The organism is Mesorhizobium sp. WSM4310, assembly GCF_007003935.1.
In the GTDB taxonomy this organism is placed as follows: domain Bacteria; phylum Pseudomonadota; class Alphaproteobacteria; order Rhizobiales; family Rhizobiaceae; genus Mesorhizobium.
On the sequence record NZ_VFTA01000011.1, the window covers coordinates 90,331 to 112,238 of the forward strand.

Genomic DNA, 21,908 nt, shown 5'->3' on the forward strand with positions numbered 1-21,908 from the left:
AAGCCCGGCCCCAAGGCGTGAAAAGGCGGGCAAGTGCTACAACCGAATGCAAACAGGGTTAGAAATTCCTTAACGGGCGAGGTGTGCCCGACCGGCCGGCTCACGCGGCCGCGGAAATGTCCGTATCGAGGATCGTCAGGTTGCGGCCGCCATGCTTGGCCTGGTAGAGGCGCCGGTCCGCGGCGCGCATCAAATCCGATACGTTGACGTCCTCGCCGCACACGGTGCCGCCGATGCTGACGGTCAGCGGAATGGTCCGTTCGTCCACCGGCCGGAAGCGGATCAGCTCGACCTCTCGGCGAATGCGCTCGGCGACACGCTTGGCTTCCTGCTCGGTGGCGCCGACCAGAAAGGCGCCGAACTCCTCGCCGCCGATGCGGCCAAGCACGTCGCCGCTGCGCACGCCGCGCTCGATGGCGCTGGCGATCAGCAGCAGCGCGTCGTCACCGGTCAGGTGGCCGAAACTGTCATTGATCTTCTTGAAATGGTCGGCGTCGATGATCAGCAGCGCGCCGCGGTCGGACTTGCGCCGCGAACCGTCCAACGCGGCAAAGAAGCTTTCCCGGTTGAGCATGCCGGTCATGTCGTCGCGGCTGGCCTTCTCCGACAGGCGGCGGTGCGCGGCTGCAAGCTGGGCGTGTGCCCGGGCCAGTTCGCGGTGCGCGTTCTTCAGCCTGTCGCTCTGCCAGAAGGTGCTGGCGCAGGCCACCCATGCAAGCACCAGCGGACAGAGCGTCGAACTCAGCCAGATCGTTCGGCTGATCGGGAATCCCAAGGCCGGAACGATGATCAGCGTCAGAACAAGCGAGGCGGCGACGGAGGCGAAAGCGATAGCGGCGGATTTCAGAATGATGCTGTTCATCGCGGGCTCCCCACAGGACTTTCTCTGTGCCAGCAAGCCCTGAAGGCCACCTTTCCCGGTTGCATAAAATTTGAATCTTGCGGCCATTTCTGCCACCAAAAGCGCGTGGAAGTTGTGGATAAAGTCCATTTCAGAATCCGCGTTTCATGCCATAAGGAGCGCATGACCACGCAGCCTGACCCCGCCCGCTTCGCCCATGTCACCGACTGGGTGTTCGACCTCGACAACACGCTCTATCCGCATCATTCGAATCTGTTCTCGCAGATCGACGTCAAGATGACCGCCTATGTCGGGGAGCTGCTGTCGCTGCCGCGCGAGGAGGCGCGCAAGCTGCAGAAGGAGCTTTATCGCGAATATGGCACGACGCTGAACGGGTTGATGGCGCGCCACGGCATCGATCCCGACGATTTCCTCGAGAAGGTGCATGACATCGACTATTCATGGCTGGTGCCCGACCCTGTCCTGGGCACCGCCATCCGCCAGCTTCCCGGCCGCAAGTTCATCTTCACCAATGGCGACCGCCGGCATGCCGAGCGCACCGCGCGCCAGCTCGGCATCCTCGACCATTTCGACGACATCTTCGATATCGTCGCCGCCGGCCTCAATCCCAAGCCCGCGCGCCAGACCTACGAGAAGTTCGCCGAGCTGCATGCCGTTACCGGCCACAATGCGGTGATGTTCGAGGACCTCGCCCGCAACCTGGAGGTGCCCAAGGCGCTGGGCATGACCACCGTGCTCGTCGTGCCGCGCAATTTCGAGCCGACCTTCGCCGAGATCTGGGAACGCGACCCTACGCAGGAAGACGACGTCGATTTCGTCACTGACGATCTGGCGGGGTTTTTGACCGCGATTGTGGAGAGGGAGTAGGGGAATTGAAGAACTGAAGAACTGAAGAATTGGGGATTTGATCGGGAATGCGGGGGCCACGATCCTCCTCAATTCCTCAATTCCTCAATTCCTCAATTCCTCAATTCCTCAATTCCTCAATTCCTCAATTCTCCAGTTCCCCAACTCCTCCCTCACTCCCCCAACTTGTAGAACCGGCTGACAATCCCCCAGGCCTCGTCGGCGGTGTCGACGAAATCGATGATGTCCTGGTCGCCGGGGCTGATCGTGCCTTGCTCGGCGAGGAAGTCGAGGTTGATCGCGCGTTTCCAGAACGATTTGCCGAACAGGATCACCGGCACGCGCTCCATGCGTCCGGTCTGGATCAGCGTCAGCGTCTCGAAGAACTCGTCCATCGTGCCGAAACCGCCGGGAAACACCGCCACCGCCTTGGCGCGCATGACGAAATGCATCTTGCGGATGGCGAAATAGTGGAAGTTGAAACACAGCTCCGGCGTCACATAGACGTTCGGCGCCTGCTCATGCGGCAGCACGATGTTGAGTCCGATCGACGGCGCGCCGACATCGTCGGCGCCGCGATTTCCCGCTTCCATCACGCCGGGGCCGCCGCCGGTCACCACGACATATTCGCGGTAGTATGAGGCGGCCGATTGCCGCGAGCACAGGCGGGCGAATTTGCGCGCCTCCTCGTAATATTTGCTGTTTTCCTCGAGGTTCTTCTTCTGCGTCTCGTTCTTGGCCGCCCAGGCCACGCCGCCGGGTTCCGGCAGGCGCGCGCCGCCGAACAGGATCATCGTCGAACGGATGCCGCGCTCGGCCAGGATCATTTCCGGCTTCAAGAGTTCGAGCTGCAGCCGCACCGCGCGCAATTCGCGCCGCGTCATGAAGTCGGGATCGTTCCAGGCAAGCCGGTAGGTCTCGGCCCGCGTCTGCGGCGTGTCCGGCACGCTTTTCGACCGCTCCAGATCCTCGTCCGAATGCGGCAGCGGCGTCCACCCCGCCTTTTCCATAGGTGTCATCAAATTACCCGTCCAAATTTCCTTGACTGCGCCGTCCCATGACGCAGGTGCGATTGACCCTCACTGAGCCTTAACATAAGCAGGTTCCGCAAACGTGTCCGGCGGTTTTGCGACAAGAACCTGCTTATGCAAAGACCCAGGCAGGCGAAGCACGCCCAGGGTCCACGCGACTTCAAAACAGGTTAAGGCGCGGCCCCTTAACAGCTTGGTAATGGAGCGAATTCATGTCGAAGCCCGATCTGGCGAGCCTCGAAAAGACCATCGAGAAGGCCTTCGACGAACGCGATACGATTTCGACCGCGACCCGCGGCGAGACGCGCGACGCCATCCAGGCCGCGCTCGACCTGCTCGACCGCGGCACGGCGCGCGTCGCCGAGCGCCAGGCCGACGGCAAGTGGCAGGTCAACCAGTGGCTGAAGAAGGCCGTTCTGCTCTCCTTCCGGCTCAACCCGATGGAGATCATCAAGGGTGGCCCGGGCCAGGCCGTCTGGTGGGACAAGGTGCCGTCCAAGTTCGATGGCTGGAGTGCGGTCGATTTCGAGAAGGCAGGCTTCCGCGCCGTGCCGTCGTCGATCGTGCGCCGTTCCGCCTATGTCGCGCCGGGCGCCGTGCTGATGCCATCCTTTGTCAATGTCGGCGCCTATGTCGATACGGGGACCATGGTCGATACCTGGGCCTCGGTCGGCTCCTGCGCCCAGATCGGCAAGAACGTGCATCTGTCGGGTGGCGTCGGCATTGGCGGCGTGCTCGAGCCGATGCAGGCCGGCCCCACCATCATCGAGGACAATTGCTTCATCGGCGCGCGTTCGGAAGTCGTCGAGGGCTGCATCGTGCGCGAAGGCTCGGTGCTCGGCATGGGCGTGTTCATCGGCCAGTCGACCAAGATCGTCGACCGCGCCACCGGTGAGATCTTCTACGGCGAAGTGCCGCCCAATTCGGTGGTCGTCGCCGGCTCGCTGCCGGGCAAGCCTTTGCCGAACAACGAGCCGGGGCCTAGCCTCTACTGCGCCGTCATCGTCAAGCGCGTCGACGCCAAGACCCGGTCCAAGACCTCGATCAACGAATTGCTGCGCGATTGATCTTTCCGCAAAGCGGGCGCACCTTCCGCCGGCGCGACAATCCGTCGCGCTGGTTCAACATGGAGGGGTGACATGGACTGGAAATATCTGCTGACAAGTTTCGACGGCCGCATCAATCGCGCCAAGTTCTGGGCCGGCATCGGCGTGTTCATCGTTATCGGCATCGTCGCCTTCATTCTCGACTCGATCCTTGGCACGCGTTTCACCACCAGCAGCGGCGCTCAGGTCGGCATCATCGGCATCCTCTTCGCGCTGGCATCGATCTATTTCGCTATTGCCCTCTACGCGAAACGCTGGCACGACCGCGACAAGTCGGGCTGGTGGACGCTGATTGGCCTCGTACCTGTCATCGGCGGCATCTGGCTGCTGGTCGAACTCGGCATCCTCCAAGGCACCAGCGGTGCCAATCAATACGGACCGGACCCGCTTGCCTGACAGTCCAAATCTCACCTGGCTTTTCTTCAAGACATCGGGCCGCGTCAGCCGCGCGGCCTATTTTCTTGGTGGCCTGCTCGTCGCCATTATCCAGGCCTTCCCGCTCTACCGCTTCACGCTGGTGCCGGAAGGTTCGGCCGAGGGCAATATGTGGTCGTTCATCTTCTTCATCGCTTTCATTGCCTCGCTATGGTCGAACATCGCGCTGGCGGTGAAGCGGCTGCACGACCTCGACAAGCCGGGTATTGCCGCGCTGATCCTGTTCGTACCGGTCGTCTCGATCGTCGCCTTTCTTGTGTTGTGCCTGTTTCCAGGGCAGCCTGGGCCCAACCGCTATGGCCGGCGCACCAACGAGCCGGCGCAACGCTAGAGCCGGATGATTTCAGGTCGAATCGACCTGAAATCTGAATCCGTCTCTAAATCAAAGAGATAGAGCATGATGTCGTCCGAAGACCGCTTCACACTTTTCGGCATCATGCTCTGAGGGCCGATCGGACATGCGCTACCGCACGCTTGATCCGAAACTGATCATCGAGACCGCCGAACGGCTTGAGGAGCGCGTTGCAGAGCGGTTTCCCCAGGCCGGGCTGCGCGGCGTCGCCGCAGAACTGGTGTCGCTGTCACGCGATCTGGCCAAGGCGGCCCAGGCGCTCGAAGCGCCGATCTGGTGGCTGCGCGGGCTCATCATCGCCGCCGTCCTCGCCGGCGCGTTGATCTTCCTGTTCGTCGGCACCATCCTGCCGCTCATTCACATCTCCCAGGCTGACGATGCGGTGCAGTCGGTGCAAGGCATCGAAGCCACGATCAACATGATCATCCTTGCCGTGCTCGGCCTGCTGGCGCTGATCCGCACCGAGGAGCGCATAAAGCGCAAGCGGGTGTTTCGCCAGCTGCACGGCCTGCGCTCGCTGATCCATGTCATCGACATGCACCAGCTGACCAAGGATCCGGCGGCGCTCTCGGCAGATTTCAAGCCGACGGCGCATTCCCCGGCCCGCATCACCAATGCCGCCGATCTCGCTCGCTACCTCGATTATTGCTCCGAAATGCTGTCGATCACCGGCAAGATCGCCGCGCTGTTCGCGCAGTCGGTCAATGACAATGTCGTCATCGACGGCGTCAATGACATCGAGAACCTGGCGTCCAACCTGTCGCGCAAGATCTGGCAGAAGATCACGCTGATCGAGAGGCACCCGGCGGCACGACCTGTTCCGGCGCCAGGCCGGGCGGGCCAAGCCGCGCCGCTTCCGCCGCGCGCACCAAAGCGGTAACGCTTTTCAAGAGCGGCGCCGGCGTCTCCGTTTTTTCGGCGAGGCCGAGCACCGCGCCTTGCAGTTCGCCGATTTCCGTCGGCCGGCGGCGCTGCAGATCGTCCCACATCGACGAGCGTGCCTGAGGGTCGATCGCCAGCATGCGCCGCGCCAGCAGTTTGAACAGCCAGTCCGGCAGCCGGAGCACTTTCGGCAGCAGCGCCGGCCGCGGTCCGGCGATCCGCGCCGGCGCGATGCCGGAGGCTTTCATCGCCCGCAGCGCCTCGTCGATCTGGCCGGCCAGGATCAGCCGCCAGCGCCGATCGGCGAGTTCGCTCGCCAGCGGCAGGTCCGACAATGCCACCAGAGCGTTGTTGAGGTTCATCAAAAGCTTGCCCCACAGCACGGCCTTCATGTCGCCATGCGTCTCTGCCGCCAGCCCTTCGACATCAAGAAGACTGGCGACATCGAGAAGGCCGGCGACATCGAGACGGCCGGCAGGGCCGCCATCCTCGATCATCACCTTGCCGTCGCTGGCGCGGTGGACGCGCAGCGGCAGCTCGCCGTCAGGCGATTGCACCACATTGAACGGCACCATGCCGGCCAGCACGGTGCGCTGGCCAGACCCGGCGCGCAGCCTGTCGGCATTGTCGACGCCGTTCTGCAGGCTGACCACCACCGCATCGGGTCGGGCATGGGCCTCGATCAGCGCCGCCATCGCCTGCGTCGCGCCGCTCTTGACGGTCACCAGGATCACATCCGCCCGCGGCAGAGCGACGGCGGGATCGGCGGTGATCCCGAGCGCCTCAGGCTTGATCAGGCGATCGCGGCCTTCAAGGTCGCTGACGCGCAATCCGCCCTGCCGCAGCGCTGCCTCGATGCGCGGCCGGGCCAGCAGCACAACCGGCCGCCCGGCAAGCGCCAGGCAGCCGCCGACATAGCAGCCGATGCTGCCGGCACCGGCGACGACAATCCGTTTTTCCCCGTCAGCCATCTCTTGCTCCGCACCGGCCCGACTATACGACATGAAAACCATAATGTCGGCGGCATCGTCTGCCATTGCGCTGGCTCCTATGTCTGCCCGTGACAGGCCCTCAGCTTTCGACTATCGCTTTTGCCATGACGCTGCCGACCGATCCCGCCGCAAACCTCGCCGCCCTTATCCGTTGCGCCTCCGTGACACCAGCCGAAGGCGGTGCGCTGGGCGCCCTGGAAACGATGCTGAAACCGCTCGGCTTCCTGGTCGACCGGCCGGTCTTTTCGGAAGACGGCACGCCCGACATCGAGAACCTCTATGCAAGGCGGTCCGGCAACGGCCCGCATCTGATGTTCGCCGGCCATACCGATGTCGTGCCGGTCGGCGACGAGGCCGCCTGGACGCATCCGCCTTTCGCCGCCGAGATCGCGAATGGCGAGATGTATGGCCGCGGCGCCGTCGACATGAAGGGCGGCATCGCCTGCTTCATCGCGGCGATAGCGCGCCATGTCGAGAAGCATGGCGGCCCCAAGGGCTCGGTCTCGCTGCTGATCACCGGTGACGAGGAAGGCCCGGCCATCAACGGCACGGTCAAGCTGCTCGAATGGGCGGCTTCCAGGGGCGAGAAATGGGATGCCTCGATCGTTGGCGAGCCGACCAACCCGGATGCGCTGGGCGACATGATCAAGATCGGCCGGCGCGGTTCGCTGTCCGGTTCGGTCACCGTCAACGGCCGCCAGGGCCATGCCGCCTATCCGCAGCTTGCCGACAATCCGGTGCGCGGTCTGATCGGCTTGGTCGACGCCTTGCTGCATCCCGTCTTCGACAAGGGAACCAGGGATTTCCAGCCGACCAATCTGGAGGTCACCTCCATCGATGTCGGCAATCCGGCCACCAATGTCATCCCGGCGAAGGCGACCGCGACCTTCAACATCCGCTTCAACGACACCTGGACGGCCGAGACCGTCCAGGCCGAAATCCACAACCGGCTCGACCAGGCGGCGAAGCGCAAGAAGTACCGACCGGGCAAGAAGACGCCGGTCGACTACGACCTTGTCTGGCGCGACCGGCCAAGCCATGTCTTCCTGACCCGCGACGACAAGTTGGTCGACACACTTGCCGGCTCGATCAAGGCGGCGGTCGGCAAGGAGCCGACATTGTCAACCTCCGGCGGTACGTCGGATGCGCGTTTCATCAAGGATTACTGCCCGGTGGTCGAGTTCGGTCTGGTCGGCAAGACCATGCATATGGTCGACGAGCGCGTCGCCCTTGCCGATCTCGAAACGCTGACGCGGATCTACCAGCGCTTCATCGAAGACTGGTTCGGACAGGGCTGAGCAGCATGCTTTCGGCGGATGAAACCCAAGCTTCGTTGACCGGTGCCTGGCGGCTTATGCTCGGCAAGGCCGACGGCCTGCGCCTGCTCGACCTGTCGGCCGACGGTTTCTGGAATTCCTTCTTCGCCATCGTCGTTGCCGCGCCGGCGCTGATCGTGGGCTGGGTCGGCATCGCCAACGAGATCGGCGATCCCAACGCCTTCGTGGGCCGTTTCGGCATGCTGGTGCGCCTGGCGACGGTCGACATCGGCTCCTGGGTGCTGCCGCTGGTCGTGCTTGCCCTGGTCGCGCCGCGCGCCGGCATTGGCGGGCGCTTCGTCCACTATGTCGTCGCCAGCAACTGGGCCTCGGCCATCACTGCCTGGCTCATGCTGCCCTCGGCGCTGATCAGGCTTTTCCTGTCGTCGGCAAGCCAGGTCTCGAGCCTTGTGTCGCTGCTGCTGTTCGCCTTGTCGATGGCGCTGACCTGGCGCATGACCAATGCCACGATCGGCAAGGGCGCGGCGGTCGGCACCGCCGTTTTCGTTGGCATGTTCATCGCTTCGCTGCTGGTGTTGTTCGGGCTGCAGATGCTGCTTGGCATCACCGTGCCGGACGATATCGGGGCCCAGAGCCTTTCCGGACCGTTTCCGGGGTTGGAGCCTGCCGGGCTCTGAATAGGGCCTACCGGTTCTTTTCGGAATAGAGCCTTCGGACTCTATTCCGTACAGAGCTTCTGCACTCTGTTCAGGGATAATCGACGCCAATGAGAAAAAGCCCGTCGGGCGGCGCCACCTGGCCGCAGGCGGCGCGGTCGCGCGCTTCGAGCGCTGCCTTGAGGTCGGCCTCGGTCCAGCCGCCATCGCCGACGCGCTTGAGCGAGCCGACCATGGAGCGCACCTGGTTGTGCAGGAAGGAACGGGCCGAGGCTCTCACCTCGATCATGTCGCCAGCCCGGCTCACATCGAGCCGTTCCAGTGTCCGAACCGGGCTGTTGGCCTGGCACTGGGTCGAACGGAAGGTGGTGAAGTCATGCCGGCCGAGCAGGAGTTTCGCGGCCTCGTGCATGGCGCCGGCATCGAGCCGCTTCGGCACCCACCACACCTTGCCCTTTTCCAGCGCCGCGGGCGCGCGGCGGTTGAGGATGCGGTAGAGATAGTGGCGGCCGGTGGCCGAGAAGCGCGCGTCGAAATCGTCCGGGACGATCGCCGCCTTCAGGATGGCGACATGCGCGCCGGCTGCCTGCAGGTGGGCGTTGACGGCATCGCGCACCTTGTCGCCAGGCCAAGGCTTGGCGAGGTCGGCATGCGCCACCTGGGCGCTCGCATGCACGCCGGCATCGGTGCGGCCGGCGGCGCGCAGCCGCACCGCCTCACCGCAGAATTTCTCGATCGCCAGCTCGATCGCCTGCTGCACCGAAGGCTGGTCGGCCTGGTGCTGCCAGCCGGCAAACAGGCTGCCGTCATATTCGATGTCGAGGCGAAAACGCGGCATGCCGGCAGCTTATACGCTTTCGCCTACGCGGCGAGAGCCGTGAAGGCGGAAGCGTAGACCAGCCTGCCGGCCTCAGGAGCGTCGCCCCAGACCAGCGCCTGCAGCGCCTCGCCTTGATATTCGCTCTCGAACTTCTCGGCCCGCGCATGGCTGTAGCCGAACCGGCCGTAATAGGCCGGGTCGCCAAGCACCACGGCCAGAGTCTCGCCGGCATCCCTGAGGCGGATATGCGCCTCGCGGATCAGCGCGCCGCCAATGCCGCTGCCGTGAAACGAAGGCTCCACCGCCAGCGGCGCCAGCGCCACGGCCGCGAAGCTCTTGCCGCCATTCTGGACGAACAGCCGTGAAAACAGGATATGGCCGACCACCTGGCCGTCTTCTTCCGCCACCAGTTCGACGACGGCGTCGCCGCCGGTCACCAGCGCGTCGACCAGCCCGGCCTCCGCCTGCTGGCCGAAGGCGTGTTCCTCGACGAGGCGAATTGCCTCGCGATCCCGCGGCGTTGCCGCGCGTATCGACATCATGCTCATGAGAACTTCATTCCTTTTACGATCTTGGCTCCGCGCAGGAATTCCGACGCGGCGGCGGGCTTTCCGCCCGCGCGTTGAACTTCGACCAGCCTGATCGCGCCTGCCCCGCAGGCGACCGTCAGCCGGTCATCGAGAATTCCTCCCGACTCGCCCAAACCTTCCGAAAGCGACAGGCCTTCGGACAGCGTCGAGCGAAGCAGTTTCAGCCGTTCCATGCGGCCGCCAATGTCTATTTCGGACCAGGCGCCGGGAAAGGGTGACAGGCCGCGAAGATGGTTGTGGACCTCGGCCGCAGGCCGCGTCCAGTCCACCCGCGTCTCGGATTTATCGATTTTTCTGGCGTAAGTCACCCCTTCCGCCGCTTGCGCGGTAAATGTCAGGGTGTTCCCCTCCAGCCGCGCCAGCGCTTCCACCATCAGGGCAGCACCGACGCGCATCAACCGATCATGCAGATCGCCGGCTGTCATATCGGGTTCGATGGTGCATTTTTCAAGCAATCCCACCGGTCCGGTGTCCAGCCCCTCTTCCATGCGCATTACCATCATGCCGCTTTCCAGGTCACCAGCCATGATGGCGCGCTGGATGGGGGCGGCACCGCGCCAGCGCGGCAAAAGCGATGCATGGCCGTTGATGCAGCCAAGCCGGGGCGCGTCAAGAATCGCCTTCGGCAGCAGCAAACCATAGGCGACGACCACGGCGATATCGGTCCGCAGGGCGCTGAAAGCCGCCTGCTCGGCGTCGCCCTTGAGGGATATCGGCGTGCGCACCTCGATGCCCAGCCGTTCGGCCTCGCGCTGCACCGGCGACGGCGTCAGCTCCAGCCCGCGCCGGCCGCCGGCGCGCGGCGGCTGCGTGTAGACGGCGGAAATCTCATGTCCGGCCTCGGCGATCGCGCGCAGCGTCGGCACCGAAAACTCCGGCGTGCCCATGAAGATGACGCGCAGGGGCATGTTCCCCTATCCCACCAGCTTGCCCGGCGCCTTGTCCTTGGCGAGCTTCTTGAATTTCTTCACCACCATGTCGCGCTTCAGCTTGGAGATATGGTCGATGAACAGCACGCCGTTGAGATGGTCGATCTCGTGCTGCAGGCAGGTCGCCATCAGCCCCTCGGCCTCCATCTCCTGCAGTTTGCCGTCGCGGTCGAGATATTTCACGCGAACGGAAGCCGGGCGTTCCACCTCGGCGTAATAGTCGGGAATCGACAGGCAGCCTTCCTCGTAGACCGAGCGCTGATCGGCGCTTTCCAGGATCTCCGGGTTGATGAAGACATGCGGCGCCGGCGTTTCGTCTTCCTTGGCGAGATCGATCACCAGCATGCGCAGCGGCTCGCCGATCTGGATTGCCGCCAGCCCGATGCCGGGCGCGTCATACATGGTCGCCAGCATGTCGTCGGCCAGTTTGCGCAAAGGCGCATCGACGCGCTCCACCGGCTTGGAAACCTGGCGCAGGATGGGATCGGGAAGGATGATGAGCGGCTTGATCGGCATGGCGTCCCACGTAAGACGTCCAGCGAAAAGCGTCAACCGGTGGACCTGAGTATCGTTCACGTTTTGATCTGTGCCAGCCCACCGAATCGGCTATGCTGTCCACATGAATGATCTGAGCACCATCCTTTCGCAGCCCGTCGCACGGCTTGGCGCCTCGACAATCACGCTGGGCCACGCCCTGGCCTTCGGCGCCTTGTTCTTTCTCGGCCTGTTCGTGGCGCTGGTCGTCGCGCTGTGGCGCTCGGCCAAGGCGCGCGCGGTCGCTGCCGCGGAAGCCGCCGATCATGCCCGCGACGCCGAGGCGCGGATGGCCGGCATCTTGCAAAGCCAGGCCGAGATGCAGGGCCGCATGGGCGCCATCGCCGAAGTGTTCGGCGCGCGCCAGGCGGAGCTGACCCAGTCGATCGGCCAGCGCCTCGACGCCATGACCGGCCGCCTCGGCCAGACCATGACCGAGCAGACCAAATCGACGCATGAGAGCCTGGCCAAGCTGCAGGAGCGGCTGGCCATCATCGATGTCGCGCAAGGCAACATCCAGTCGCTCGCCGGCCAGGTCGTGCAGCTGCAGGCGATCCTTTCCAACAAGCAGACGCGCGGTGCCTTCGGCCAGTCGCGCATGGAGGCGATCGTCGCCGACGGCCTGCCGCATGGCGCCTATGAATTCCAGGCGACGCTGTCGAACGGCAGCCGGCCCGACTGCCTGGTGAAGATGCCGAACGGCGCGCCCTCGCTGGCCATCGATGCCAAGTTCCCGCTGGAAGCCTGGAATGCCATCCGCGCGGCCGACGGCGCCGACCTGCAGAAGGTCGCGTCCCAGGCCTTCCGCCGCGACATCGAGATCCATGTCCGCGATATCTCGGAAAAATACCTGATCCAGGGCGAGACGCAGGACACCGCCTTCATGTTCGTGCCGTCGGAATCGGTGTTCGCCGAGATCCACGAGAATTTCGAGGCGATCGTCCACAAGGCGCACCGCGCCCGCGTCGTCATCGTCTCGCCGTCGCTGCTGATGCTGTCGATCCAGGTCATCCAGGCGATCCTCAAGGATGCCCGCATGCGCGAACAGGCGCATCTGATCCAGGGCGAGGTCATCCGGCTGATGGAGGATGTCGCGCGCGTCGACGAGCGCGTGCGCAAGCTGCAGGTGCATTTCGGCCAGTCGGCCAAGGACATCGACGATATCCTGGTCTCGACATCGAAAGTGACCAAGCGCGGCCAGAAGATCGAGGCGCTGGAGTTCGGCGCGCAGGCCGATGGCGATGCCGGCCCGGAGACGCCGTCACGGGCGCCCGCGGCGAAACTCGAGCCCGGTCCGCGCGCTGCCGATTCAAAGACCGGGCAGCTCAGGCTGCGGGTCGTCGAAGGCGACGACTAGAGCAATTCCAGGAAAAGTGTGAAACGGTTTTCCGTCCGGAATTGCGTTAAAACAAAGAGTTAGAGCGGGTTGCCGTTTCCGTGAAACGGTGAACTGCTCTAGCCGGCAATTCCGGCCTAGGCCATGGCCACGATGACGTGCGCCTGGATTTTGGCGGCAACCGCGCCGCTGCCATGTCTGGCCGCAATCGCGGATGCGGCGTAATCCGTTGCGGCGTCCAGTTTCCCGGGATCCCTGGCCTCGATTTCGGTGCGAAGCACCGTTCCCTGGCAATAGGCCACGGCCGGCAGGCGCGGCGAGGGGGCGCGGCTTTGTTCAGCCCTCGTTTCGATCGCCACACCGGAAAAGCCGGCCTCTTCCAGCTCGCCGCGGATCAGCGCCGTATCGTGGTAGCCATGCGGCGTGCGGGCGAGAAAGCGCGGCGGATCGTTCGCAAACATCCTGGCCAGTGCATTGGTCACATCATCGGCGAAGACATTCTCCTCGATGCGATCCCAAACGTTGAACAGGAAATGCCCGCCGGGTTTCAGCACCCGCCTGGCCTCGCGGTAGGCGGATGGGCGGCTGGGAAAGAACATCGCGCCGAACTGGCAGCAAACGAGATCGAAGGCCGCGTCTTCGAACGGTAGCGCCATGGCATCGGCCTGGCGCCATTGGATGCGACCGGCGCGAGCCTGTCGCGAAGCGGCGTAGTCGAGCATCGGCTGGTTGAGGTCGGTCACGACATAGGTTGCGTCAGGGGACAGTTTTGGCGCCAAGGCGCGGGTGACGACCCCGGTGCCCGCGGCGACTTCCAGGACGGCTTTGGGCGAAAAGGACGCTGCCCGCCGTGCAAGGTCCGCGGCGAATGGCTCGAAAATCAACGGCACCATATAGCGGTCGTAGTTTTCCGGGATCGAGCCGGCGAACAGTTTGTCCGTTTCCAACATCGCTATTACCCGCCGCTTGATGGTGAGCGAGGCTAGCACAGAATTGCTTGTCCTGGGGCGGCTTTCGACCGGGAGCGCGGGGCTATTGCTCCTCCACGATGCTCATGCCTTCGAATTCGGGAAGCCAGTGCAGGGCCGACCGGTGCCATTTCTGTTGTGTCGGCACCAGATCCTCGCGTTGCCGCGCGGTGCCCGCCCTGATTCCATAGACCTTCGGGCCGTCGCCAACCGAAGTCGCGAAAAGATGCGAACCGCAGTCGCCACAAAAGGCCTGGGCGCGCTTGGCGCCGCTCGATCCGGTCTTGATATAGAGTTTTGGCGTGCCCCTGGTGATCCGGTAGTGATCCTCGGGCGCGGGAACAGTGACGCGAAAGGCCGTGCCGGTCAGCTGCTGGCAGTCCGTGCAATGGCAGATCGAGGTCTTCGCCGGGTCGACCTCCGCCTCATAGGTGATGGCGCCGCAATGGCACCCGCCGTCGATCTTCATGGTCGTTCCTCCGAAATCCGTCGCCTGATCTTAGCAAGGCAATGCGACGGGGCAACGGTGCAGCGCTGGTCCAGGACTAGTTCGATGCCGTTTCGATCAGCTTGCGCCGCTGCTCCCAGGTGCCCGTGGTCTGCGGCTTGACGAACAGCCGCGTGATCTCCGGCATCTCCTTCTTCAGCCGTGCCTCGATGCGCTCGACACAGGCTTCGATTTCCGGCGCTGCCAGATGGTCCTCGAATTCGATGCTGAGCCCGGCAACGATCTCTCGCGGTCCCATATGGACGGTCAGGACACCGTTCGCGCGCTGCACCGCCGGATCCTGCTGCACGATCGCCAGCACCTTTTTTTGCACTTCGGGCGACGCCGGTTCGCCGATCAGCAGCCCCTTGCTTTCGCGGGCGAGGAAAATCGCCGTGGCGCCGAGAATGAGCGCGATGCCGATCGAGGCGGCGCCGTCGAGTTCCGGCATCTCGAGCAACTCCGCCGCCAATATGCCGGCAAAGGCGACGATCAGGCCGACAAGCGCCGCGCTGTCCTCGAACAGCACGGTATAGACGCTCGGGTCCTTGCTCGACTGCACGGCCTGCAGCCAGCTCTGTTTGCCTTTCTCTCGGCGGAATTCCTTCAGCGCCACCAGCCAGGAGCTGCCCTCGAACAGGAAGGACAGGCCGAGAACGACATAGTTCACCTTGACGTTGGCGACAGGCTCCGGCGCCATGATGTGGATGATGCCCTCGTAGAACGACACGCCGGCGCCCAGCGCGAAGACCAGGAGGGCAACGATGAAGCTCCAGAAATAGAGTTCGCGGCCATGCCCGAGCGGATGCGTGCGGTCGGCCGGGCGCGCGGCACGGTGCATGCCGTAGAGCAGCAGGCCGCCATTGCCGGTATCGACCAGCGAATGCACACCTTCCGACAGCATCGCCGAGCTGCCGGTGAAGAAGGCGGCGGCGAATTTGGTCAGCGCGATCGCCAGATTGCCGGCAAGTGCCGCATAGATGACCATTTTGGAGCCGCCGTGACCGGCCATGCGGTTTGGTCCTCGTTCAACGTGCCCCTGTCTAACGGCCGGACGGCCGCAGCTCCACCATAACGCGCCAACTGCCGGGTCGTTCAAGACGCGATTTGTTTGGGACCGGCCGGCGGGAGACCGCGACTATTCGACGATCTCGTCGGTCCACACCTTGAAGCCGGCCAGTGTCCCCGGTCCGAAAATATGGGTTAGCGGCACATCCGCGGCGTCGCGCCCGGAAGCGATCAGGATACGGCCGATGCGCGGCGCATTGTTGCGCGGGTCGAAGACATGCCAGCGGCCGCCGAGATAGACTTCCATCCAGGCGGCGAAATCCATGCTCGACCACGGCTTCGGCATACCGATATCGCTGATGTAGCCGGTGCAGTAGCGCGTCGGGATGTTGAGCGCCCGGCAGAAGGTGACGGCAAGATGCGCGAAATCGCGGCAGACGCCGCTCCGTTCCCGATAGGCTTCCGCAGCGGTGCGCGTCGGCCGCGCGTTGCCGTAGTTGAAGACGATGTGGTTGTGGACGAAATCGCACACCGCCTGCACGCGCGGAATGCCGAGCGGCGTATGGCCGAACAGCCGCCAGGCTTCGTTGGCCAAAAGGTCGCTTTCGCAAAACCGGCTGGGCAGCAGGAACAGCAGCGTCTCGGCCGGCAGGTCGCGCATCTCGTGCTGCCAGGCCATCGGCTCGCCCATCTCGAATGTGCCGGTGTCGCGGATCACCGCATCCGTACCGAAGGTGAATCGCCCGGGCGGCGCGACGAAGCGATTGCACCAATTGCCGAAACTGTCGCGATAACCCTCAACCGGAACTGGCGGGCTGGAGGTCAGGAAATCCGGCCGCTCGAGGTCGGAGGCGCGGGAATAGTGGACATTGAGCATCGCGATGAGCGGCGTCTCCTGCGGGAAGTCGAAACTCATCGCGCAGCCGATGTGGATCCGCATTGTCGTCCTGACCGGCCTGCCCGACGATCACCCGGGCGAAGGCGCGGGTCGATGCTGCAGTGCGAAAACGAGAATGGCACGGACGGCCATGGTTTACGAGCAAATTAGAAACCGGTTGAAAGCAATCGGCCGGCGGTTGCGACAGACACTGCCCACTTGCAGCAAAGCGTTTCTCTTGTTTCACTTCGCTCCCCGCAACTGGAGGAACGAATCATGGCTAAAGGTGCGATGAAGGCAGGCAAGGAAGCCCGCAAGCCGAAGAAGGATGCCAAGAAGCCGGCACCCGCTCCCGCCCTGAAGGCGCCGCCGGTCAAGGCGATGCGCATCAAGGAAAAGTAGGCCTCGGCAAGTCAGGCACGCAAATCCCACCGGCGGCGTCAGACAATGCCGCCGGGTTGATCGGGCGTTTGGACAGCCTATATCGACGGTGCGGGGACGACCCCGCGCCTCCCCAACAATACGGTCGGGACGACCCGCCATAATGATCGGTATCTGAGGATCGGATCCTGTCTCCGGCCCGGTGCTGGATGGAGCGTTCCGATGTCCTGGACTTTTCTGTTTTTCGCTGGCCTCTTCGAAATCGGCTGGGCGATCGGCCTCAAATACACCGACGGATTTACCAGGCTGGTTCCGACCGTGCTCACGGTCGCCTCGATGATCGTCAGCCTCACCTTGCTTGGCCTGGCGCTGAAGGCGCTTCCCGTCGGCACCGCCTATGCGGTGTGGACCGGTATCGGCACGGTCGGCACGGCCCTGTTCGGCATCTGGCTGCTCGGCGAGCCCGCCACCGCGATCCGCCTCGGCTGCATCGCGCTGATCGTTTGCGGCATCATGGGGCTGAAATTCGCGGCCTGAAAGCGGCGTGGGACAGCGATATGCGTCCAACAGGAAAAAGCGCCGCACAAACACCTTCAGGGCCGCTGCAAGACGACCCTGATTCAATGTTCGAGCTTGGCTGCGCCGAAGCTGCTAGCGGGCGGAAAAGCCCGGAGGAGCCCTGCCGGTCCGTGCCTTGCGCGCCGCATAGCGCGCGTCGCGCTTGGCCTTGCGCTCGGCCTCGTCGGCGAGCAGGCGGGCAATGCGCTCGGTCTCTTCGGCTTCCCGAATTTTGGCCACGGCCTGGGCTGCCTCTTCGGCGGCGATGCGTGCCGCTTCGGCTGCTGCCTCGCGCTCGGCCTTCTCCGCGGCTTCGCGTGCCAGCTTTTCCTGCTTCAGCCTTGCCTTCTCGGCTTCGCGGATCTCACGAGCCTGGAGGATTGCCTTGCGTTCGGCCTGTCGCGCCAGCACCGCAGGATCATCTGCCGCCGGCTTTGACTTGAAGCGCTCCAGAAGCGCCTTCTTTGCCTCGTTCGCGGCGTTGCGCCGCTCGAAAATGTCTTTTTCCCTGTAGATAGCCAAGTCCACTTCCCTGAAGTCAATTCGCGAGGCTTACATACGCGCGAATGCCGAGAGTTCAAGCGCCAAAACGGTATGCCAGCCATGAAATTCCGTGATGTTGCCGTCGGGAGACGCCTTTTGCCGCCCAAACCGACATGCACTGTTCACCGTCCACGCCTCTGGCGGCAAGACAGTTCGCTCGCTACGTCTAGCTGCAAAACCCAACGCCAGGATGACATCAAATGGAACTCGGTCTCTACACTTTCGCCGACGTCAGCCCGCAGCCCGGCCCGGGCGCCATCGGGCCGCATGAGCGCTTGCGCAACCTGATCGAGGAGGTCGAACTCGCCGACCAGGTCGGTCTCGACGTCTTCGGTCTCGGCGAGCATCACCGGCCCGATTATGCCGCCTCCGCGCCGGTCGTGGCGCTCGCCGCTGCCGCCGAGCGCTCGAAGCGCATCAAGCTGACCAGCGCGGTCACGGTATTGTCCTCCGACGATCCGGTGCGCGTCTTCCAGCAATTCGCCACGCTCGATCTTCTCTCGGGCGGCCGTGCCGAGATCATGGCCGGGCGCGGTTCGTTCATCGAATCCTTCCCGCTGTTCGGCTACAATCTGGAAGACTATGACGAGCTCTTTGCGGAAAAGCTGGATTTGCTGCTCGCCATCCGTGACAGCGTCAAGGTCACCTGGTCCGGCAATCTGCGTGCGCCGATCAACGATCGCGGCGTCTATCCCCGGCCCTTCCAGGACAGGCTGCCGGTCTGGATCGCGATTGGTGGGACGGCGCAGTCCGCCGCCCGCGCGGGCGCGCTCGGCCTGCCGCTGGCGCTTGCCATCATCGGCGGCGAGCCGGCGCGCTTCGCGCCACTGTTCGACCTCTACCGCGAGGCCGCCAGGCGCGCCGGCAGCGACCCGGCGGGTCTCGCCACCAGCATCAACGTGCACGGCTTCATCGCCGACACCACCGAACAGGCGGCCGACGATTTCTACGGCCCGCAGGCCGAGGTGATGAACCGCATCGGCCGCGAGCGTGGCTGGGGCCCGACATCGCGGGCGCATTTCGACCAGTCGCGTGGTCCCGACGGCGCCCTGTTCGTCGGCAGTCCAGAACAGGTGGCCGAGAAGATCGTCGCCCAGCACAGGGTCTTCAACAATGACCGCTTCCTGCTGCAGATGGCGATCGGCACCATGCCACATGCCAAGATCATGAAGGCGATCGAACTCTACGGCACCAAAGTGGCGCCGATCGTGCGCAAGGAAACGGCGAAGCCCGCGCCGGCGGTGGCCGCGCCCGTCGCATAAAGGGCCTTGCCGGCTAAAGGAACCTTGCTGGCGCGCCGGCGTTTTTCGTCAACGGACTGCACCAGATACGGTGCGTCGCTGAGGGTCCATGATGAAAGCCGAACCCGACGCTACGGGCGCTGGCGTTGCCGATAGCCCGGATCCGCGCGTCGAAGCCCGCGCGGACACCCACCTGATGCGTTCGCTGCTGGTCGGCATCTTCATCTTCATGACCGTCTATGCGCTCTATTTCGGTCGTGCCTTCTTCATGCCGGTCATGCTCGCTTTCCTGCTGGCGCTGACATTGACGCCGATCGTGCGGCTGCTGCGCAAGCGCGGCATTCCCGAAGCGGTTTCGGCGACGCTCCTGGTGCTTTTGTCCATCTGCGTGTTCGCCAGCGCCGGCTATTTGCTCTCAGGTCCTGTCATCGATCTCCTCAACAACACCTCGTCGATCGGCCAGCAACTCACCGAGCGGCTGGCGCAATTGCGGCGTCCGCTGGAAAGGATCATGCAGGTCTCGCATCAGATCGAGCAGATGACCGAAACCTCGCAGGAGCCTGGCGTCCAGAAGGTGGCCGTCGCCCAGTCCGGTATCCTGTCGTCGGCCGCCAGCAACATCCTGGCGGCGGGTACAAGCCTCACCATCATCTTCGTGCTGTCGCTGTTCCTGCTCGCCTCGGGCACGATGTTCTACGAGAAGATCATCCAGTCCTTCGCCAGCCTCACCGAGAAGAAGCGGGCGCTGCGCGTCGTCTATGACGTCGAGCACGAAATCTCGCACTATCTGCTCACCGTCACCATCATCAATGCGGGTCTCGGCACCGTCATCGGCCTTGGCCTGTGGGCGCTCGGCATGCCCAACCCGCTGGTCTGGGGTGTCGCCGCCGCATTGTTCAACTTCCTGCCCTATGTCGGCGCGCTGCTGACCATCGTGCTGGTCGCGGTGATGGCGCTGATCAGCTTCGACAGCATCTCCTACGCGCTTCTGGCACCGGCCTTCGTGCTTTTGTGCGATGTCGTCGAAGGCCAGTTCGTGACACCGATGGTGGTCGGCAGGCGCCTGGAAATCAACGCGGTGGCGATCTTCATCGCCATTGCCTTCTGGTCGTGGCTGTGGGGTTTCGTCGGCGCGCTGATGGCGGTGCCGCTGCTGGTCGTCATCAAGGTATTCTGCGACCATTTCGAAGGGCTTGGCCATGTCGGAAATTTCCTCGCCGCGCAGCAACCCGCCGTAGTCGAGGACGAACCCGTCGAGGAGAACGGCAAGGCGGCGGCATAGAAGGCGGACGCCGTTTGCCGCGGCGGTATCGAATGCCTATATCCGGCCGATCAACGTCCGGTGCCTTCCCTATGAGCGATGCTCCTGCCTTCGACCTCGACGCCTATCTCGCGCGTATCGGTTACGCCGGTCCGCGCGACACGTCGCTGGATACGCTGAGGACGCTGCATTTCGCGCATCCGCAGGCGATCCCCTTCGAGAACATCGATCCGTTTCTTGGCCGCCCGGTCCGGCTCGACCTCGCCGCGCTGCAGGACAAGATCGTCCTTGGCGGGCGTGGTGGTTATTGCTTCGAGCACAACCTCCTCTTCATGCATGCGCTGCGGGCGCTTGGTTTCGAGGTCGGCGGCCTGGCCGCGCGCGTGCTCCGGGGCCAGAGCGAGGACGCCATCACCGCGCGCAGCCATATGCTTTTGCGCGTCGAGCTCGATGGCCGTACCTACATCGCCGATGTCGGCTTCGGCGGCCTGACCCTGACCGCGCCGCTGCTGCTGGATCCCGGCCCGGAACAGAAAACCCCGCATGAGCCATTCCGCATCGTCGAGGCCGGCGATCATTTCCGCCTGCAGGCCGCCATCGGCGGCGACTGGCGATCGCTCTACCGCTTCGACCTGCAGCCGCAATACGAGGTCGACTATTCCGTCACCAATCACTTCCTGTCGACCAGCCCGACATCGCATTTCCTCTCCTCCGTCATTGCGGCGCGCGCCGCGCCGGATCGGCGTTACGCGCTGCGGGGAAACCGCCTGTCGATCCATCACCTTGGCGGCCGCACCGAGCAGACGGAGATGGCCACCGCCGCCGAACTCGCCGACACGCTGCAAGGCCTGCTCGGCATCATCATTCCCGACCGCGCTGCTTTCGAGGCCAAAGTGCGTGAGACGAAGATCGTGGAGACCACCGCATGACCGAATTGTCCGTTCTCGACCTGTCGCCGATCGTCGAAGGCAGCGATGCCTCGCAGTCGCTTGCCAACTCGCTCGATCTCGCCCGCCATGCCGAGCGGCTGGGCTACAAGCGCTACTGGCTGGCCGAGCACCACAACATGCCGGGCATTGCGAGCGCCGCCACATCCGTGGTCATCGCCCATGTAGCCGGCGGCACCAAAACCATCCGAGTCGGTGCCGGCGGCATCATGCTGCCCAACCATGCGCCGCTGGTGATCGCCGAGCAATTCGGCACGCTGGCCGCTCTGTTTCCCGGCCGCATCGATCTCGGCCTCGGCCGGGCGCCCGGCACCGACATGAACACCGCGCGCGCCTTGCGCCGCAACCTCGAGGCCGGCGCCGACAACTTCCCGCAGGACGTCGTCGAACTGATGGGCTATTTCCTGCCGGCGGAGGAAGGCCAGCGCCTCAGGGCCGTGCCGGGCGAGGGCCAGAACGTGCCGGTCTGGATTCTCGGCTCCAGCCTCTACGGCGCGCAGCTCGCCGCCATGCTCGGCCTGCCCTACGCCTTCGCCTCGCATTTCGCGCCGGCCGAGCTCGACCATGCGCTGGACATCTATCGCTCGCGCTTCCAGCCGTCCGAACAGCTCGACAGGCCGCATGTGATGCTCGGCCTCAACGTCTTTGCCGCGCCCACCGATGCCGAGGCACGGCTGCTGTTCACCTCGCTGCAGCAGGCCTTCGTCAATCTGCGCACCGGCCGTCCCGGACGGTTGCCGCCGCCGATCGAGAACTATGACCGCGATCTCGATCCGATGGCCAAGACCATGCTCGGCCAGGCGCTGTCCTGCGCCGTCGTCGGTTCTCCCGAAACAGTGCGCCAAGGCATCGATGCCTTCGTGCGACGCACCGGCGCCGACGAGCTGATGGTCACCGCGCAGATCTTCGATCACGCGGCGCGGGTGCGGTCGTTCGAGATCCTGGCAGACGCTCACAAATCGCTGTCGCAAGCAGCCTGACTTTTATCC

Annotated in this window: 26 protein-coding genes; 14 read left to right on the forward strand and 12 right to left on the reverse strand. The window is 64.3% G+C overall.

Going from position 1 to position 21,908, the window contains the following annotated elements; genetic code table 11:
* Positions 1-100: 100 nt before the first annotated feature.
* The gene (locus FJV80_RS14430; RefSeq protein ID WP_095773258.1) at positions 101-862 is read right to left on the reverse strand and encodes a GGDEF domain-containing protein; all 762 of its coding nucleotides are present in this window, start codon (positions 860-862) and stop codon (positions 101-103) included.
* Between the two features lie 162 nt (positions 863-1,024).
* Here FJV80_RS14430 and FJV80_RS14435 point away from each other — a divergent pair, with 162 nt between their 5' ends.
* The gene (locus tag FJV80_RS14435) at positions 1,025-1,729 is read left to right on the forward strand and encodes a pyrimidine 5'-nucleotidase (protein WP_095773257.1); all 705 of its coding nucleotides are present in this window, start codon (positions 1,025-1,027) and stop codon (positions 1,727-1,729) included.
* A gap of 152 nt (positions 1,730-1,881) precedes the next feature.
* Here FJV80_RS14435 and FJV80_RS14440 read toward each other — a convergent pair whose 3' ends face one another.
* Positions 1,882-2,727, reverse strand: a complete 846-nt coding sequence (locus tag FJV80_RS14440) for an LOG family protein (RefSeq protein ID WP_142876732.1) — start codon at positions 2,725-2,727, stop codon at positions 1,882-1,884.
* A 224-nt stretch (positions 2,728-2,951) separates the two neighbouring features.
* On the opposite strand from FJV80_RS14440, the gene dapD reads away from it, so the two are divergent.
* The 4 genes from dapD (at position 2,952) to FJV80_RS14460 (ending at position 5,512) form a co-directional block, all read left to right on the forward strand.
* Positions 2,952-3,806, forward strand: coding sequence for a 2,3,4,5-tetrahydropyridine-2,6-dicarboxylate N-succinyltransferase (gene dapD / locus FJV80_RS14445; protein WP_095788492.1), 855 nt, complete (start codon positions 2,952-2,954; stop codon positions 3,804-3,806).
* Positions 3,807-3,878: 72 nt separating this feature from the next.
* Positions 3,879-4,241, forward strand: a complete 363-nt coding sequence (locus tag FJV80_RS14450) for a DUF805 domain-containing protein (protein ID WP_095773254.1) — start codon at positions 3,879-3,881, stop codon at positions 4,239-4,241.
* A complete protein-coding gene (locus FJV80_RS14455) occupies positions 4,234-4,611 on the forward strand; it encodes a DUF805 domain-containing protein (protein WP_179296442.1) in 378 nt (125 codons plus the stop codon). The genes FJV80_RS14450 and FJV80_RS14455 overlap by 8 nt, the downstream gene beginning before the upstream one ends.
* A 127-nt stretch (positions 4,612-4,738) precedes the next feature.
* Positions 4,739-5,512, forward strand: a complete 774-nt coding sequence (locus FJV80_RS14460; protein ID WP_095792496.1) for a hypothetical protein — start codon at positions 4,739-4,741, stop codon at positions 5,510-5,512.
* Here the strand turns inward: FJV80_RS14460 and FJV80_RS14465 are convergent.
* Complete coding sequence (locus FJV80_RS14465) at positions 5,415-6,485, reverse strand: 2-dehydropantoate 2-reductase (RefSeq protein WP_142876733.1); 1,071 nt, start codon at positions 6,483-6,485, stop codon at positions 5,415-5,417. The two genes, FJV80_RS14460 and FJV80_RS14465, sit on opposite strands and share 98 nt — an antisense overlap.
* A gap of 125 nt (positions 6,486-6,610) precedes the next feature.
* Here FJV80_RS14465 and dapE point away from each other — a divergent pair, with 125 nt between their 5' ends.
* Positions 6,611-7,804 carry a succinyl-diaminopimelate desuccinylase gene (gene dapE / locus FJV80_RS14470; RefSeq protein ID WP_095773251.1) on the forward strand — a complete coding sequence of 398 codons (1,194 nt, stop codon included), beginning with the start codon at positions 6,611-6,613 and terminating at the stop codon, positions 7,802-7,804.
* A 5-nt stretch (positions 7,805-7,809) separates the two neighbouring features.
* Complete coding sequence (locus tag FJV80_RS14475; RefSeq protein ID WP_095773250.1) at positions 7,810-8,460, forward strand: transporter; 651 nt, start codon at positions 7,810-7,812, stop codon at positions 8,458-8,460.
* Between the two features lie 70 nt (positions 8,461-8,530).
* Here FJV80_RS14475 and truA read toward each other — a convergent pair whose 3' ends face one another.
* From truA to def, 4 genes are read right to left on the reverse strand one after another with little or no spacing between them, the layout of a single operon-like run.
* Complete coding sequence (gene truA, locus FJV80_RS14480; RefSeq protein ID WP_142876734.1) at positions 8,531-9,277, reverse strand: tRNA pseudouridine(38-40) synthase TruA; 747 nt, start codon at positions 9,275-9,277, stop codon at positions 8,531-8,533.
* 23 nt (positions 9,278-9,300) lie between these two features.
* A complete protein-coding gene (locus tag FJV80_RS14485) occupies positions 9,301-9,807 on the reverse strand; it encodes an N-acetyltransferase (protein WP_142876735.1) in 507 nt (168 codons plus the stop codon).
* Positions 9,804-10,751 carry a methionyl-tRNA formyltransferase gene (gene fmt, locus FJV80_RS14490; protein ID WP_179296453.1) on the reverse strand — a complete coding sequence of 316 codons (948 nt, stop codon included), beginning with the start codon at positions 10,749-10,751 and terminating at the stop codon, positions 9,804-9,806. The genes FJV80_RS14485 and fmt overlap by 4 nt, the downstream gene beginning before the upstream one ends.
* A gap of 12 nt (positions 10,752-10,763) precedes the next feature.
* Positions 10,764-11,294, reverse strand: coding sequence for a peptide deformylase (def, locus tag FJV80_RS14495; protein ID WP_056573548.1), 531 nt, complete (start codon positions 11,292-11,294; stop codon positions 10,764-10,766).
* A gap of 103 nt (positions 11,295-11,397) precedes the next feature.
* Here def and FJV80_RS14500 point away from each other — a divergent pair, with 103 nt between their 5' ends.
* Positions 11,398-12,669, forward strand: a complete 1,272-nt coding sequence (locus FJV80_RS14500; protein ID WP_142876736.1) for a DNA recombination protein RmuC — start codon at positions 11,398-11,400, stop codon at positions 12,667-12,669.
* Between the two features lie 116 nt (positions 12,670-12,785).
* Here FJV80_RS14500 and FJV80_RS14505 read toward each other — a convergent pair whose 3' ends face one another.
* The 4 genes from FJV80_RS14505 to FJV80_RS14520 all read right to left on the reverse strand — a co-directional run bounded on the left by FJV80_RS14505 (position 12,786) and on the right by FJV80_RS14520 (position 16,051).
* The gene (locus FJV80_RS14505; protein ID WP_142876737.1) at positions 12,786-13,598 is read right to left on the reverse strand and encodes a class I SAM-dependent methyltransferase; all 813 of its coding nucleotides are present in this window, start codon (positions 13,596-13,598) and stop codon (positions 12,786-12,788) included.
* Positions 13,599-13,680: 82 nt separating this feature from the next.
* Positions 13,681-14,085 carry a GFA family protein gene (locus tag FJV80_RS14510; RefSeq protein ID WP_095788484.1) on the reverse strand — a complete coding sequence of 135 codons (405 nt, stop codon included), beginning with the start codon at positions 14,083-14,085 and terminating at the stop codon, positions 13,681-13,683.
* A 76-nt stretch (positions 14,086-14,161) separates the two neighbouring features.
* Positions 14,162-15,115 carry a cation diffusion facilitator family transporter gene (locus FJV80_RS14515; protein ID WP_142876738.1) on the reverse strand — a complete coding sequence of 318 codons (954 nt, stop codon included), beginning with the start codon at positions 15,113-15,115 and terminating at the stop codon, positions 14,162-14,164.
* Between the two features lie 126 nt (positions 15,116-15,241).
* Positions 15,242-16,051 carry a transglutaminase family protein gene (locus tag FJV80_RS14520; RefSeq protein WP_142876739.1) on the reverse strand — a complete coding sequence of 270 codons (810 nt, stop codon included), beginning with the start codon at positions 16,049-16,051 and terminating at the stop codon, positions 15,242-15,244.
* A gap of 213 nt (positions 16,052-16,264) precedes the next feature.
* On the opposite strand from FJV80_RS14520, the gene FJV80_RS35565 reads away from it, so the two are divergent.
* Both FJV80_RS35565 and sugE read left to right on the forward strand, forming a co-directional pair.
* Positions 16,265-16,390: a hypothetical protein gene (locus tag FJV80_RS35565; RefSeq protein ID WP_013891842.1), complete on the forward strand. Its 126-nt coding sequence runs from the start codon at positions 16,265-16,267 to the stop codon at positions 16,388-16,390.
* A 201-nt stretch (positions 16,391-16,591) separates the two neighbouring features.
* A complete protein-coding gene (sugE, locus tag FJV80_RS14530) occupies positions 16,592-16,906 on the forward strand; it encodes a quaternary ammonium compound efflux SMR transporter SugE (RefSeq protein WP_095773242.1) in 315 nt (104 codons plus the stop codon).
* Between the two features lie 114 nt (positions 16,907-17,020).
* Here the strand turns inward: sugE and FJV80_RS14535 are convergent, their stop codons facing one another.
* Complete coding sequence (locus tag FJV80_RS14535; protein WP_142876740.1) at positions 17,021-17,449, reverse strand: DUF6481 family protein; 429 nt, start codon at positions 17,447-17,449, stop codon at positions 17,021-17,023.
* A 221-nt stretch (positions 17,450-17,670) separates the two neighbouring features.
* Here FJV80_RS14535 and FJV80_RS14540 point away from each other — a divergent pair, with 221 nt between their 5' ends.
* From FJV80_RS14540 to FJV80_RS14555, 4 genes are all read left to right on the forward strand, one after another.
* Entirely contained in the window at positions 17,671-18,732 is a 1,062-nt protein-coding gene (locus FJV80_RS14540) for an LLM class flavin-dependent oxidoreductase (RefSeq protein ID WP_142876741.1), read from the forward strand.
* Positions 18,733-18,823: 91 nt separating this feature from the next.
* Positions 18,824-19,993 (forward strand): AI-2E family transporter, encoded by a 1,170-nt coding sequence (locus FJV80_RS14545; RefSeq protein WP_142876775.1) that lies wholly within the window; start codon positions 18,824-18,826, stop codon positions 19,991-19,993.
* A 71-nt stretch (positions 19,994-20,064) separates the two neighbouring features.
* Positions 20,065-20,901, forward strand: a complete 837-nt coding sequence (locus tag FJV80_RS14550) for an arylamine N-acetyltransferase (protein WP_142876742.1) — start codon at positions 20,065-20,067, stop codon at positions 20,899-20,901.
* Positions 20,898-21,899, forward strand: a complete 1,002-nt coding sequence (locus tag FJV80_RS14555) for an LLM class flavin-dependent oxidoreductase (RefSeq protein WP_142876743.1) — start codon at positions 20,898-20,900, stop codon at positions 21,897-21,899. The genes FJV80_RS14550 and FJV80_RS14555 overlap by 4 nt, the downstream gene beginning before the upstream one ends.
* Positions 21,900-21,908: the final 9 nt, after the last annotated feature.